Genomic DNA, 14,254 nt, shown 5'->3' with positions numbered 1-14,254 from the left:
CCCCCCCCCCCCCCCCCCCCCCCCCCCTTTTTAATGATACGGCGACCACCGAGATCTACACGTGTGGCGCTTCGTCGTCAGCGTCAGATGTGTATAAGAGACAGGCTTCTATCCGTTCCCGGTGGGCACCACCCCGCCGCCGGACAACCAGCCGCCGGTGCAGCTCAGCGCCTACGACGCCTTCGTGGCCTATGTGGTGGCGCTGGTCGCCACGCAGTCCGAGACCGACGACGCGGCCAACGTGGCGCAGTTCGACCCGCCGCCCACCTCGGAGACCAAGGACCCGGTCGCCACGCAGTAGGCAGCGCGCCGTGCGAGCCCGCATCCACTTCGCGCGCGCCGCAGGCGCCCTCGGCCGGTGGCTGGCGCTCCCGACGGCGATGCTGGTGCTCGCCGGCGCGGCGCATGCCGTGCCGCGCGTGCCGGCCAGCGACGACGCGGTGGTGGAAACATTGCCCGCCGTGGCCGGCTGGTCGAGCGAACAACGCCGCCTGCGCCGCGCGCTGGTGCAGCGGCCCGGCGATCCGGCCACCGCCGTCGAGGCGGCGACCACCTACCTGAACCTCGCGCGCGACCAGGGCGACGCGCGCTACGCCGGCTACGCCATGGGCGCGCTGCAGGCCTGGGAGGCCAGGCCCGTGGCCGACACGCCGCCCGCCGTGCTGGTCATGCGCGCCACCATCGCGCAGTTCCTGCACGACTTCGACGGCGCCGAGGCCACGCTCAAGGCCGCGCTGGCGCGCCAGCCCAGCGACGCGCAAGGCTGGATCACGCTGGCCACCATCCTGCGCGTGCGCGGGCGCTATGCCGAATCCGACGCCGCCTGCCGCGCGCTGGGCCGCGCAGGCCCCGCGCTCTACGGCGTCGCCTGCCTGGCCGAGAACGCAGGGCTGCGCGGCAAGCACGACGAGGCGCGCGACACACTGCAGGAGCTGCTTGCCAACCCGGCGCTGGCCGGCACGGCACAGGCGGGCACGCGCCAGTGGCTGTTGACCAGCGTGGCCGAGGTCGAGGAACTCGCGGGCCGCTCCGCCCAGGCCGATGCCGCCTACCGCAAGGCGGTGGCGGCGCAGCGCTCGGGCTACCTGCTGCTGGCCTACAGCGACTACCTGCAGCGCGTGGGGCGGCATGCCGAGATTCCAGGCCTGCTCGCCAAGGAAGCTCGCAGCGATGCCGTGCTGCTGCGGCTGGCCATTGCCGCTGCGGCCGCACGCGACAAGGGGCCCCGGGCCGAGGCCGACGAGCTGCGCCAGCGTTTCGAGGCCTCCGCGCTGCGCCCCGGCACGGCCGCGCTGCATGCGCGCGAAGAAGCGATGTTCGCGCTCGACGTGCAGAACAACCCTAGGCGTGCGCTCGAACTCGCGCGCCTGAACGTCAGGCTGCAGCGCGAACCCATCGACATGCTGGTGTTCGCCCGCGCCGCCGCGGCCGCGAAAGACGACGCCGCGCGCGGCGAGGTGAAGGCCCTGATGCAACAGATCGGACTGAAGGATGCGCGTGTCGATGCGATGCTTTGAACGCGCGGTGCGGGCGGTGCGGGCCGCAAGGGCCATGTGCGCCGCAAGGGCCACATGGGTCGCGTGGACCGCGTGGGCCGTGCCGATGCTGTTGGCGCTGCTGTTCGCAGCCGCCCCGGCGCATGCCCACAAGGCCAGCGACGCCTACCTGCTGCTGCACCGCAGCGGCGACACGATCGACCTGCGCTGGGACATCGCGCTGCGCGACCTCGATGCGCTGCTCGACCTCGACACCAATGCCGACCGCAAGCTCAGCTGGGGCGAGGTGCGCACGCGCCTGGCCGACATCCACGCCTATGCGCTGGCACGCCTGCGGCTGCAGCAGGGCCGGTGCACGCTGGCCGAAGCCAGACCCGCCGCCGTCGAAGACCGCATCGACGGCGCCTACCTCGTGCTGCAGCTGCGCGGCCAGTGCGCCGCCATCGCCACCGGCAGCGCGCTAGACATCGACTACCGGCTGTTCCGCGAGGTCGACCCCACGCACCGCGGGCTGCTGCGCGTGGAAGTCGAGGGCGCCGCCCAGCCGACGGTGCGCTCGCTCGATCCCTCGGCCGGCGCGGTCGCGGTGGCGTGGCCTGGCACGCTCGTGGCAGCTTCCGCCGGTGCATCGGCTCCGTCGTCCGACACGAGCTTCTTTCGCGACGGCATCCACCACATCCTGATCGGCTACGACCACATCCTGTTCCTGGTGTGCCTGCTGCTGCCCGCCGTGCTGCGCCGCCGGCCCGAGGGGTGGGAGCCGGTCATCGGCTGGCGCGAGGCCGTGTGGCCGATGCTGGGCATCGTCACCATGTTCACCATCGCGCACTCGATCACGCTGGCGCTCGCCGGCCTGAAGGTGGTGACCATCTCGCCGCGCATCATCGAGCCGGGCATCGCCATCACCATCATGCTGGCGGCCATCGACAACATCCACCCGGTGCTGCGCGGGCGGCGCAAGCTCTTCAGCTTCCTGTTCGGGTTGATCCACGGCTTCGGCTTCGCGGGTGCGCTGGCCGAGCTCGACCTGCCGCTGCGCGACTTCGTCGTCGCCCTGCTCCAGTTCAACCTGGGCGTGGAAGCGGGCCAGCTCATGGTGGTGGCCATGGTGCTGGTCGCGCTGCTGGCGCTGCGCCACTGGCGGCGCTACCCGCCGCTGGTGCTGCGCGGCGGCTCGGCGCTGGCGGTTCTGGTGGCGGCCATCTGGCTGGGCGAGCGGGTGTTCGACGTGAAGGTGCTGCCGTTTTCCTGAAGCGGCAGGTTCGAATCTGCCGGCGCTGCATGTCAAAAGACGTTGCATCGCCCCGGCCCGCGCGTTAAAGCGGCGCCGTCGTGTAGGTCTTGGCCTACTGAAAATGGCGACGTCCTGTGTTTGCAAACTTCGTTAACTACAGTTTGCAACAGCTACGATCTGCCCAGCGGACGCTACGCATTGCAGCGAGCCGACATTGCGCGTGCTCGCACTTCGGTCGTTTCACGCGGACGCAGCCAAAAATCCAAGAGGAACTTCATGAAGAGCGAATACCAAGCGTTGCTGGACACCCTGCGCGACGAAGAAAACAACGTCGTCGACATCTGGCTCGAGGAAGCCCAGGTCAGCGAACCCGGCGCGCGGCGCGCGGCACAGGCCGAGGCTTTCGACATCTTGCGCCAGCTGTGCGACGGGCTGCAGGCCGGCGGCGATCCGGCACGCCTGGAGGCGCCCGCATGGACCGGGCTGCGCGAAACGCTCGGCGCGCTGTCGAAGACCCGCGCGGCCAAGGGCCAGTCGGTGGCCGAAACGAGCCTGTTCGTGCTCGCACTCAAGAAGCCGCTGTTCGCCGCCATCCAGCGCCGCCTGGGGACCGACGCGGCTGCCATGGCAAGTTCGCTGTGGGCGCTGTCGACCACCATCGACAGGCTGGCGCAGCACACCGCGGGCACGTACCAGCAAGCGCGAGAAGAGATCATTCGCCGCCAGCAGGAAGAGCTGCTGGAACTCTCCACCCCCGTCGTCAAGCTGTGGGACGGCGTGCTCGCGGTGCCGATGATCGGCGTGCTCGACAGCAGCCGCACGCAGATGGTGATGGAAGCCCTGCTGGAGAAGATCGTGGAAACCGGCTCCGAGCTGGCCATCATCGACATCACCGGCGTGCCCACGGTCGACACGCTGGTGGCGCAGCATCTGCTGAAGACGGTGACGGCCATCCGCCTCATGGGCGCGGACTGCATCATCAGCGGCATTCGCCCGCAGATTGCGCAGACCATCGTGCACCTGGGCATCGACCTGCAGGGCGTGCGCACCAAGGCCACGCTGGCCGATGCGCTGGCGCTCGCGCTGCAGCAGACCGGCTGGCGCGTCACGCGCGGCCCGCTCGACAAGTAAGCGGCACCCACCATGGACCGCATTCCAATTCTCCGCATGGGCGACACGCTGCTGGTGACCATCCAGGTCGACATGCAGGACCAGACCGCCCTCACGCTGCAGGACGACCTGGCCAACCGGATCGCCACGACCGGCGCCTCGGGCGTGATGATCGACATCTCGGCGCTCGAGATCGTCGACTCCTTCGTCGGGCGCATGCTCACCAGCATCTCGGGCATTGCCCGCATTCTCTCGGCCACGACCGTGGTGGTGGGCATGCAGCCCGCGGTGGCGATCACGCTGGTCGAGCTCGGGCTGTCGCTCGACGGTGTGAAGACGGCGCTCAACGTGGAGCGCGGCATGGAGCTTCTTCGGCGTTCCCGGCTGGAGAATGTTCTTGGCCATTGACCTCACCGGCACCCTGCCGCTGCTGACCGAGCAGAACATCGTCGCGAGCCGCCAGATGGTGCGCGCCCTGTGCCAGGACCTGAAGCTCTCGCTGGTCGACCAGACCAAAATGATCACCGCCGCCAGCGAGCTCTCGCGCAACACGCTGATCCACGGCGGCGGCGGGCGCATGCGCTGGGAATTCGTCGAGCGCAACGGGCGGCGCGGCCTGCTGCTGCACTTCGAGGACGAGGGGCCCGGCATTGCCGACATGGCGCTCGCACTCACCGACGGGTGGACCAGCGGCAGCGGCATGGGCCTGGGCCTGCCCGGAAGCAAGCGGCTGGTGAACGACTTCGACATCGTGTCGGCGCCGGGCCAGGGCACCCGAGTGAGTATCACCAAGTGGAAGTAGCCGCCACCATCCAGGGCTGGACGCACAGGGCTTTTCCCATGGACGACGCCAGCCGCGTCGGCGAAGCACGGCGGCACGCGGCGCAGGCCGCGGCGGACATGGGTTGGGGCGACGTCGACGCGGGCCGCCTGGCGCTGGTGGTGACCGAACTCGGCACCAACCTCGTTCGCCACGCGAAGAATGGCCAGCTGCTGGTCGCGGCGCGCCCACGGACCGGCACGGCCGGCGAGGCCGGCGAGATCGAGATGATCTGCATCGACGAGGGCCCCGGCATATCCGACATCGCCCTGGCGATGCGCGACGGCCACTCCTCGAGCACCACACCCGGCACGGGCCTGGGCGCGGTGCGCCGGCTGGCGAGCGATTTCGACATTCATTCGTCGGTGCCGCACGGCACGGTGAGCGTAGCCCGCGTGCGCCCGGCCGCGGGCCCGTCCGCGGCGCACGCCGCACGGACCGAGGCTGCGCCGGCATTGCAGATCGGGGCGATTCGACTGCCCGCGCCCCATGAGTCGGTCTGCGGGGACGCGTGGGCAGCCGCAACGCACGGCCCGGAGGGCACACAAACCACCTTCCTGGTGGCCGACGGCCTGGGCCACGGGCCGGAAGCGGCCAAGGCATCGCAGGCTGCGATCGACGCCTTCGCCACGGCACCCGACGCCGATTTGCGCGAGACCGTGCAGCGCGTGCACCGCGAACTCCAGACCACGCGCGGCGCCGCCATGTGCGCGCTGCGCATCGACACCGCGAGCGCCACCGTCACCTACACCGGCGCCGGCAACATCATGGGCCGCGTGGTCTCGGGCGTGTTCGACAAGTCCGTCGTCACCCAGCACGGCACCGCGGGCCTGCAGATCCGGAAGCCCGAGGTCACCTCGCTCGAACTGCCCGCCCATGCGCTGGTGGTGCTGCACAGCGACGGCATCGAGAGTCGCTGGAGCCTCGAGCGCATCCGTCCCCTGCTGCAAAGGGACCCCGCGCTGGTAGCGGCGGTTCTTTTGCGCGACCATACGCGGCACCGCGACGACGCCACCATCGTGGTGATCCGCCAAAAGGAAAACGCATGAACAGCAACGGCCCGGCCGTCTGTGACGACCGCGAAGACGCGCTGGCCGCAAGCCGGCGCGAAGTCGAAGAACTGCGCGAGGAGCTCGAAGAGACCAACCGCGGCGTGGTGGCCTTGTACGCGGAGCTCGACGCCCAGGCCCAGGAGCTCCAGAAAGCCACCGAACTCAAGAGCCGGTTCCTGGCCTACATGAGCCACGAGTTCCGCACACCGATCAACGCGATCCGCAGCATCGCGCGCCTGCTGAGCGACCGCGTGGACGGACCGCTCACGCCCGAACAGGAAAAGCAGGTCGGCTTTGTCGACACCACCGCGACGGAGCTGGCCGACATGGTCGACGACCTGCTCGACCTGGCCAAGATCGAGGCGGGCCGCGTCGACATCTCGCCGGCGTGGTTCGAAATGGTCGACCTGTTCTCGGCGCTGCGCGGCATGTTCCGCCCGGTGCTGCACAACCCGGCCACCGCGCTGATCTTCGAGGAGCCCGAGGGGCTGCCCAAGCTCTACACCGACGACCGCAAGCTCTCGCAGATCCTGCGCAACTTCATCTCCAACGCGCTCAAGTTCACGCCGCACGGCGAGGTGCGCGTCACCGCGATGCGCGTGGGCGACGACGCCATCCGCTTCTCGGTCTCGGACACGGGCATCGGCATCGCGCCCGAACACCACGCCGCGGTCTTCGACGATTTCTCGCAAGTGGATTCACCGGTGCAAAAGCGCCTGCGCGGCACCGGCCTGGGCCTTTCGCTGAGCCGGCAGCTCGCGGTGCTGCTGGGTGGGCGCGTCGAGCTGGCCAGCGAGCTCGGCAAGGGCTCGGTGTTTTCCGTCACGCTCCCGGTGCAGCTGCAGCGCCAGGGTCCGGCCCAGCCGGAATGACCATGCCGCCCGAACCCCTGATCAACACCACGATCGACCGGTCGCGCCACACGATCCTGGTGGTGGACGACAACCCCACCACGCGCTACACGACCTCGCGCGTGATCCGCGCCGCGGGTTTCGAGACGCGCGAGGCCGGCACCGGAGGCGAGGCGCTGGCGTTGGCCTCGCACCAGATTTCCGCCGTGGTGCTCGATGTGCACCTGCCCGACTTCAGCGGCTTCGAGGTGTGCCGCGAACTGCGCATCAAGCCGGCGACCTCCACGCTGCCCGTGGTGCACCTGTCGGCCACCTTCGTGCGCAACGAGGACAAGGTGGCAGGCCTGAACGCCGGCGCCGACGCCTACCTGGTGCACCCGGTGGAGCCCCCGGTGCTGGTGGCCACGCTGCAGGCGCTGATCCGCGCGCGCATGGCCGAGGAAAAGCAGCGCAACAGCGAAGCGCGTTTTCGCGCCATCTACGACCACGCGCCCACGGGCATGGCGCTGATCAACGCCGAGGGCCGGTTCGCCGACGTCAACCCGGCCATGGTCGCCATGCTCGGGCAGTCGCGCGACGCGTTGATCGGCCAGCCGGTCAGCGCCTTCGCGCCGGACGAATGGACGGCCTTCGTGCAAGCCCACACGGCAGACACCCTGCCGGGCACGCCCTCGCCCGCGGCGCCGTGGAAGGGCGAGTTTCCGCTGCTGCGGCAGGACGGCTCGTGGATCCGCCTCGAATGGACCATGTCCGCGCAGATCGACCCGGGCCTGCGCGTGGGCATTGCGCTGGACGTGTCGGAGCGCTTCGAGCTCGAGGGGCGCCGGCGCGAGGTGCTCGAGCGCGAGCAGGCCGCGCGCGCCTCGGCCGAGCGACAGAGCCGCACCAAGGACGACTTCGTGGCCGTGCTCTCGCACGAGCTGCGCAACCCGCTCAACGCCATCGGCGGCTGGGTGCACGTGCTCAAGGTGGGCAACCGCACGCCCGAGCAGATGGAAAAGGGCCTGAACGCCATCGACCGCAGCGTGAAGGCGCAGACGCGGCTGATCGCCGACATCCTGGACGTGTCGCGCATCAGTTCCGGCAAGCTGCGCCTGCACCGCGAATGGATCGAGCCGCGCGGGCTGGTCAGCTCCGCCATCGAGGCGCTGGCCGCGCCGGCGGCGGCCAAGCGCCTGGCCATCGTGTTCGACCAGGCGCCGGCGGACGCACCGGCCTGGCTGGACGCCACGCGGTTCCAGCAGATCGTGTGGAACCTGCTGTCCAACGCCATCAAGTTTTCCGCGGAGGGCGGGCGCATCGTCATCGAGCTGCACCGGGACGGCGACGTGCTCGACCTGTCGGTACAGGACTTCGGCCGCGGCATCAGCCCCGAGTTTCTCCTGCACCTGTTCGACCGGTTTTCGCAAAGCGACTCGCCGGACAACCGCTTCCACGGCGGCCTGGGGCTGGGGCTGTCGATCGTCAAGAACCTGGCGGAGCTGCACGGCGGCGGTGTGTCGGCGCACAGCGAAGGCGAAGGCCGGGGCGCCACGTTGCGCGTGGTGCTCGGCGTGGTGCCGTCCGGCGACGCACCCATCGTGCTGCTGGACGCCCTGGACACGCGCCCCGCGGCGGCCAGCGGCCGCATCCTCGCCGGCCTCGATGTGCTGGTGGTGGAAGACAACGCCGATGCGAGCGAGATCATGACGGTGGTGCTGGGCGACGCCGGCGCCACGGTGCGGATGGGCGCCGACTTCGACAGCGCGCTGCAGCTGTTCGAGCAGAAATGGCCCGACGTGCTGATCAGCGACATCGGCCTGCCGGGGCGCGACGGCTACGACCTCATCCGCGAGGTGCGCCAGCGCGAGCGGGCCCTCGGCAAGCCGCGGCTGTTCTCGGTGGCTCACACGGCCTTCACCCGGCCGCAGGACCACGCCAAGGCGACCGAGGCGGGGTTCGATGCGCATCTGGGCAAGCCGCTGCAGCCGCATGCGCTGCTGGCGCTGATCGGCGGACGGCCCGCGGCGGCGTAAACGGGCCACGTCCTGCGACGAAGCCGCGTCTTCGTTGCGGGGCAACGCCTGGTTACCCGGTTTCAATGTTCGCGCGGCACGGTCCTACATGGGCCGCCCGGGCTGCTCCCTACTGTTCGCATCCCTACCCCGCGATACACACCCCCAGGAGCACCTCACATGGCCACGCGCGCGCCCAAGAACAGCAAACCCACCGGCACTCCCCCCGCTGCCGCCATCGCCACCCAGGCCGCCGCGCGCAACACCGACAGCGCGCCCGCCCATCCCGGCCCCGCCGTCGCGGGCGACCTGCCCACGCAGCGTGCCGCCGACACGCAGGCGCTGGTGGCCGCCATGCCGGCCAACGACAACAAGCCGCTGGAGCACGGCCTGGACAACGCCATGGCACCGCCCAAGGGGCTCACGGCCGAGCCAGCCTCGCGCCTGCCCGGCGGCAGCTCGCTCAGCGAAAGCAACAGCTCGGCCAAGCTCGGCGGCGTGGCGGGCGAAGGCGTGAACGCGACCATCGGCTCGCTGGACCGGGTGCGCGTCGACTCGGCCGGCCAGGTGCTCACCACCAACCAGGGCGTGCCGGTCGCCGACAACCAGAATTCGCTGAAGGCCGGCCTGCGCGGCCCGGTGCTGCTCGAAGACTTCATCCTGCGCGAGAAGATCACGCACTTCGACCACGAGCGCATTCCCGAGCGCATCGTGCATGCGCGCGGATCGGGCGCGCACGGCTTCTTCGAGTGCTACGAGCCGCTCACCAAGCACACCATGGCCGCCCCCTTCCAGGAGGCCGGCAAGATCACGCCGGTGTTCGTGCGCTTCTCCACCGTGGCCGGCGAGCGCGGCTCCAAGGACACCGCGCGCGACGTGCGCGGCTTCGCCGTCAAGTTCTACACCGACGCGGGCAACTGGGACCTGGTGGGCAACAACATGCCGGTGTTCTTCATCCAGGATGCGATCAAGTTCCCCGACCTCATTCACGCGGTGAAGCCCGAGCCGCACCACGGCATGCCGCAGGCCGCCTCGGCGCACGACACCTTCTGGGACTTCGCCGGCCTGATGCCCGAGTCGACCCACATGCTGATGTGGCAGATGAGCGACCGCGCCATCCCGCGCAGCTACCGCATGATGCAGGGCTTCGGCGTGCACACCTTCCGGCTGGTGAACGAGGCGGGCGAGTCGGTGTTCGTGAAGTTCCACTGGCAGCCCAAGCTGGGCACGCATTCGCTGGTGTGGGACGAGGCGGTGAAGATATCGGGCGCCGACCCCGACTTTCATCGCCGCGACCTGTGGGAAGCCATCGACGCGGGCGAGTACCCCGAGTGGGAGCTGGGCCTGCAGATCTTCACCGAGGAGCAGGCCGCGGCCTTCAGCTTCGACGTGCTCGACGCGACCAAGCTGGTGCCCGAGGAACTGGTGCCGGTGCAGGTCGTCGGGCGCATGGTGCTCAACCGCAACCCCGACAACTTCTTCGCCGAGACCGAGCAGGTGGCCTTCTGCACCGCGCACGTGGTGCCGGGTATCGATTTCACGAACGACCCGCTGCTGGCCGGGCGCATCCACTCGTACGTCGACACGCAGATCTCGCGCCTGGGCGGCCCCAACTTCCATGAGCTGCCGATCAACGCGCCCATTGCGCCGGTGCACAACAACCAGCGCGACGGCATGCACCGACAGGCCATTCACCGGGGCCGCGTGGCCTACGAGCCCAACTCGCTGGCCGGCGGCTGCCCGTTCCAGGCCGGGGCGGCGCAGGGCTTCCAGAGCGTGGCGCGCCGCATCGACGTGCAGGAGTCCAGCGACAAGGTGCGCGGCAAGCCCGAGAAGTTCGCCGACCACTACACGCAGGCGGCCCTGTTCTTCGAGAGCCAGACGCCCACGGAACAGGCGCACATTGCGGCCGCGTTCCGCTTCGAGCTGTCGAAGGTGACGGTGCCGGCGGTGCGCGAGCGCATCGTGGCGAGCCTGGTCAACGCCTCACCCGAGCTGGCCGCCAAGGTGGCTGCCGGGCTGGGCATGAAGACCGTGCCCGACCCCCTGCCCCGCGCACTGCAGACGCCGGTCTCGCCCGAGGTGTCGGCGTCGCCCGCGCTCTCGCTGATGGCACGGCCCGGCGACGGCGGCATTCGCTCGCGCAAGATCGCGCTGCTGGTGGCCGACGGCGTGGACGGCGCGTCCATCGCGGCGCTGCAGGCCGCGCTGTTCGGTGCGGGCGCGGTGCCGCGCCTGGTCGCCGCAAGGTTGGGGCCGGTGACCGCCGCCGGCGGCGAGACGCTGGAACCCGATGCGACGATGGAGAACAGCCCCGGTTTCCTGTTCGATGCCCTCGTGCTGCCCGACGGCGCACCCGCGGCCGAAGCGCTCGCGGCGGATGGCCACACGATGGATTTCATCAAGGACCAGTACCGCCATTGCAAGACCATCCTGGCGCTGGGCGCATCGCAGGCATTGCTGGGCGACGCGGGCATTCCGCTCACCCTGCCCGACGGCTCGGCGGACCCGGGCCTGCTGCTGTCGGACGCCTCGCAGGCCAAGACGGTGGCGGCCGAGTTCATTGCGGCCGTGGGCCTGCACCGTCACCCCTCGCGCGACTGCGACCCGCCCCGGGTCTGAGCTCGCCACGGGGGATTTGTAGCCGCTGTCTGACGGACAGCGGCTGCACAAAGGCGCACGCTCGGTTTTTTGCTCCACTGGACGAGAAGGACCGACCATGTCCGCACACGACATCAAGGACCCCGGCCTGCATCCGCCGCTGCCGCCGCCCGCGAAACTCCACCGGCGCCTGGCCCGCTTCAACGCCACGCGCCTGAACCCGGGACAGCCATCGTTGCAATGGCAGGACGACCTTGCACGCGAGCACGAGCACCGCGTGCTGGAAGGCCGGTTCCTCGAAGAGCTGCGTGCCACGGTGCGCTCGGCGGCTTGCGTGTCGGCCGGCAATGCGGGCCACTTCGTCCACTGGTTCGAATCGCTCGCGCACACCGGCCCCGGCCAGGCGCATGCGCTGTTCGACTGGCTGGCACGGGAGGCCACCTTGCCGCAGATGCGCTGGTTCCTCACGCAGGAGGCCGCAGGCGAAGCGGGCTTCGAAGACCTGCTGGCCTACACCCAGGTCAAGCTGCCGCCGCAACCCAAACTGGAGTGCGCGCGCAACTTCTGGGACGAGATGGGCCACGGCAAGCAAAGCGCCATGCACGGCGAGATGCTCGCGCACATGGTGCGCGAACTCGACCTGCACCCGGCCATCGACACCACCGTGTGGGAATCGCTTGCGCTGGCCAACACCATGGTGGGCCTGGCGACCACGCGCCGCTACGCGTACCACGCCATCGGCGCGCTCGGCGTGATCGAGCTCACGGCCCCCGGGCGCGTGAAGCAGGTGGCCGCCGGCATGCGCCGCCTGGGCTTGAGCGGGCGGGCACGCGCCTACTTCGATCTGCACGGCGCACTGGATGTGTCGCACGCGCGCGCCTGGCTGCGCGAGGTGATCCACCCGCTGGTCGACGAGGACCCAGCCTGCGGGCAGTTCATCGCCGAAGGCGCGCTGATGCGGCTCGCGTGCGGCGCGCGCTGTTTCGACCGCTACACCGCGGAGCTGCAAGAACCGCACGCAGAAGAGGCCGTCGCATGCTGAACGCAGCCGCCGTGCTGCGCCAGGTGGCGGCCACCGGCTACCGATTCACGACCGTCACGCCGCTCACCCACCAGCGCGTGCTCGCGCGGCGCGGACGCGAGCCGGGCAACACGCTGCGGGACGTCTTCGGCTGGAACCTGCCGTTCGAAGCGAATGCGCTGCCGCCGGCCCTGCTGGCCGACATGGAACACGCCGGCCTCGTGCGGCGCACGGGCACGCTGCTGCGCAGCACGGTGCGCATCGCCAGCCTGGGCAACGACCTGTTCTTTCATTCGGCCTACCCGACGGTGGAAGAGAACGCGGTGTTCTTCGGGCCCGACACCAGCCGCTTTGCGCGCTTCATTCTTCAGGCGCTCGCCGAGCGCAAGGCGCAGCAGCGCGCACGCGTGCTGGACGTGGGCTGCGGCAGCGGCGCGGGCGGCGTGGCGGTGGCGCGGGCGCTGGCCGCCACGGGCACGCCGGCGCTCGTGGTCATGAACGACATCAACCCGCTGGCGCTGCAGTACGCGGCGGTCAACGCCGAGGCGGCCGGCGTGCCGGTGACGCTGGCGCAGGGCGACGCGCTCTCGGCCGTGGACGGCGACTTCGACCTCATCGTGTCGAACCCGCCCTACCTCGACGACGCCGCGCAGCGCGCCTACCGCCACGGAGGCACCCGGCTCGGGCGGGCGCTCAGCGCGCGCATCGCGACCGAATCGCTCAAGCGGCTGGCACCGGGCGGGCAGCTGCTGCTGTACACCGGCGTGGCGATGGTCGACGGCGAAGACCCGTTCCTGGCCGAGATGCGGCCCCTGCTGGAAGGCTCGGGCTGCGAGTGGTCATATGCGGAGATCGACCCCGACGTGTTCGGCGAAGAGCTGGAACGCTCGGTGTACGCGCACATCGACCGCATCGCGGCTGTCGGGCTGGTCGTGACGCGGCCGCAGGAGCGCGCGTGATGGCGGCCAGGCTCGACCTTGACCTCGACCTCGGTGCGGACACGCTGGACGGCGCAAGCCTGGCCACGGTGCGCGACTGCAGCGTGCTGGAGCGCATGCCCAAGTGGCTCATCTGCGTGCCGCTGGTCGTGCAGTGGCTGTGGCTGTCGCTGCGCTACGGCGGGCCGACGGTGCCGTCGGCGGCCAACCCGCACCTGACCTCGGGCGGGCTGGTGGGCGAAGGCAAGCTGGAGTACTTTCGCGGCATGGGACCGCTGGCGCGCTCGGTCACGGCCGCGCACTGCGCGGTGTTCAACGACGGCGCGGCCACGGCGCAGGCGCTGCAGCAGGCGATGGAACGCAGCGGCCTCGCCTTTCCCGTGGTCGCCAAGCCCGACCTCGGCCTGTGCGGCTACGGCGTGCGCCTGGTGCAGGACATGGCGGCGCTGCAGGCCTACCTGGCCGCGTTCCCCCTCCGTGAAACGGTGGTGCTGCAACGCTACCTGCCGCAGGAAGGCGAGGCCGGCATCTTCTACGCACGCGACCCTGTCACGTGCCAGGGCCGCATCATCGGCCTGGCGCTGCGCTACTTTCCGCGGGTGACGGGCGACGGCCGCAGCACCGTGGCCCAGCTGGTGGCGGCCGACGCGCGGGCGCGCCGCATCGCGCGCTCGCCGCGCCACGAGTGCAGCGTGCCGCACCACAGCGTGCCCGCCGCCGGGCAGCAGGTGCGGCTCGCCACCATCGGCTCGACCCGCGTCGGCGGGCTGTACCGGGACGGCGCGGCGCTGATCACCCCCGAGCTGGTGCGCGCCATCGATGCGGTCGCGCGCGACATGCCCGACTTTCATTTCGGGCGCTTCGACGTGCGCTACGACAGCCTGCGCGAACTGGGTGCAGGGCGCGGCTTCACCATCATGGAAATCAACGGCGCGGGCTCCGAGGCCATCGAGGCCTGGGACCCCGACACCGGCGTGCTGCAGGGCTTTCGCATGGTCTTCGCCAAGCAGCGGCTGCTGTTCGCCATCGGCGCCGCGCAGCGCAAGGCCGGCGTGCGGCCCATCGGCCTGATGGCGCTCGCGCGGCTCAACCGGCGGCAGAACCGCCTGGTCGAGCGCTACCCGCCCTCCAACTGAG

13 protein-coding genes are annotated in these 14,254 nt (G+C 70.4%); all 13 read left to right on the top strand.

Annotated elements, in window-relative coordinates; translation table 11 throughout:
- The first annotated feature begins 121 nt into the window (after positions 1-121).
- The 13 genes from AC0IYU_RS32445 to AC0IYU_RS32385 all read left to right on the top strand — a co-directional run bounded on the left by AC0IYU_RS32445 (position 122) and on the right by AC0IYU_RS32385 (position 14,253).
- On the top strand, positions 122-301 hold the full coding sequence (locus AC0IYU_RS32445; protein ID WP_472125817.1) for a hypothetical protein: 180 nt from the start codon (positions 122-124) through the stop codon (positions 299-301).
- Between the two features lie 10 nt (positions 302-311).
- Complete coding sequence (locus tag AC0IYU_RS32440) at positions 312-1,517, top strand: hypothetical protein (protein ID WP_472125815.1); 1,206 nt, start codon at positions 312-314, stop codon at positions 1,515-1,517.
- A 34-nt stretch (positions 1,518-1,551) separates the two neighbouring features.
- Entirely contained in the window at positions 1,552-2,748 is a 1,197-nt protein-coding gene (locus AC0IYU_RS32435) for a HupE/UreJ family protein (protein WP_472125814.1), read from the top strand.
- 258 nt (positions 2,749-3,006) lie between these two features.
- Positions 3,007-3,861, top strand: coding sequence for an STAS domain-containing protein (locus tag AC0IYU_RS32430; RefSeq protein ID WP_472125811.1), 855 nt, complete (start codon positions 3,007-3,009; stop codon positions 3,859-3,861).
- A 12-nt stretch (positions 3,862-3,873) separates the two neighbouring features.
- Complete coding sequence (locus tag AC0IYU_RS32425; protein WP_435441540.1) at positions 3,874-4,248, top strand: STAS domain-containing protein; 375 nt, start codon at positions 3,874-3,876, stop codon at positions 4,246-4,248.
- The gene (locus tag AC0IYU_RS32420; protein WP_472125809.1) at positions 4,238-4,642 is read left to right on the top strand and encodes an anti-sigma regulatory factor; all 405 of its coding nucleotides are present in this window, start codon (positions 4,238-4,240) and stop codon (positions 4,640-4,642) included. Before AC0IYU_RS32425 ends, AC0IYU_RS32420 begins: the two co-directional genes overlap by 11 nt.
- A complete protein-coding gene (locus tag AC0IYU_RS32415; RefSeq protein ID WP_472125806.1) occupies positions 4,633-5,709 on the top strand; it encodes a SpoIIE family protein phosphatase in 1,077 nt (358 codons plus the stop codon). The genes AC0IYU_RS32420 and AC0IYU_RS32415 overlap by 10 nt, the downstream gene beginning before the upstream one ends.
- Positions 5,706-6,584: a sensor histidine kinase gene (locus tag AC0IYU_RS32410; RefSeq protein WP_472125803.1), complete on the top strand. Its 879-nt coding sequence runs from the start codon at positions 5,706-5,708 to the stop codon at positions 6,582-6,584. Before AC0IYU_RS32415 ends, AC0IYU_RS32410 begins: the two co-directional genes overlap by 4 nt.
- Positions 6,581-8,578, top strand: a complete 1,998-nt coding sequence (locus AC0IYU_RS32405) for a hybrid sensor histidine kinase/response regulator (protein WP_472125801.1) — start codon at positions 6,581-6,583, stop codon at positions 8,576-8,578. The genes AC0IYU_RS32410 and AC0IYU_RS32405 overlap by 4 nt, the downstream gene beginning before the upstream one ends.
- A gap of 159 nt (positions 8,579-8,737) precedes the next feature.
- Entirely contained in the window at positions 8,738-11,179 is a 2,442-nt protein-coding gene (locus AC0IYU_RS32400; RefSeq protein WP_472125798.1) for a catalase, read from the top strand.
- 97 nt (positions 11,180-11,276) lie between these two features.
- Entirely contained in the window at positions 11,277-12,200 is a 924-nt protein-coding gene (locus tag AC0IYU_RS32395; RefSeq protein ID WP_472125796.1) for an iron-containing redox enzyme family protein, read from the top strand.
- On the top strand, positions 12,194-13,138 hold the full coding sequence (locus AC0IYU_RS32390; RefSeq protein WP_472125793.1) for a methyltransferase: 945 nt from the start codon (positions 12,194-12,196) through the stop codon (positions 13,136-13,138). Before AC0IYU_RS32395 ends, AC0IYU_RS32390 begins: the two co-directional genes overlap by 7 nt.
- Positions 13,138-14,253, top strand: a complete 1,116-nt coding sequence (locus AC0IYU_RS32385; RefSeq protein WP_472125791.1) for a hypothetical protein — start codon at positions 13,138-13,140, stop codon at positions 14,251-14,253. Before AC0IYU_RS32390 ends, AC0IYU_RS32385 begins: the two co-directional genes overlap by 1 nt.
- Position 14,254 lies beyond the last annotated feature (1 nt).

It is taken from the genome of Variovorax sp. AC103, assembly GCF_979254005.1.
Note: the sequence above shows the minus strand (reverse complement) of the source record. Positions and strands in the feature narration are given on the sequence as shown.

Coding starts and splice junctions, on each gene's coding strand:
- AC0IYU_RS32405 (WP_472125801.1), top strand. CDS start 6,581: ATGACCATGCCGCCCGAACCCCTGATCAACACCACGATCGACCGGTCG.
- AC0IYU_RS32430 (WP_472125811.1), top strand. CDS start 3,007: ATGAAGAGCGAATACCAAGCGTTGCTGGACACCCTGCGCGACGAAGAA.
- AC0IYU_RS32395 (WP_472125796.1), top strand. CDS start 11,277: ATGTCCGCACACGACATCAAGGACCCCGGCCTGCATCCGCCGCTGCCG.
- AC0IYU_RS32390 (WP_472125793.1), top strand. CDS start 12,194: ATGCTGAACGCAGCCGCCGTGCTGCGCCAGGTGGCGGCCACCGGCTAC.
- AC0IYU_RS32435 (WP_472125814.1), top strand. CDS start 1,552: ATGTGCGCCGCAAGGGCCACATGGGTCGCGTGGACCGCGTGGGCCGTG.
- AC0IYU_RS32425 (WP_435441540.1), top strand. CDS start 3,874: ATGGACCGCATTCCAATTCTCCGCATGGGCGACACGCTGCTGGTGACC.
- AC0IYU_RS32410 (WP_472125803.1), top strand. CDS start 5,706: ATGAACAGCAACGGCCCGGCCGTCTGTGACGACCGCGAAGACGCGCTG.
- AC0IYU_RS32385 (WP_472125791.1), top strand. CDS start 13,138: ATGGCGGCCAGGCTCGACCTTGACCTCGACCTCGGTGCGGACACGCTG.
- AC0IYU_RS32400 (WP_472125798.1), top strand. CDS start 8,738: ATGGCCACGCGCGCGCCCAAGAACAGCAAACCCACCGGCACTCCCCCC.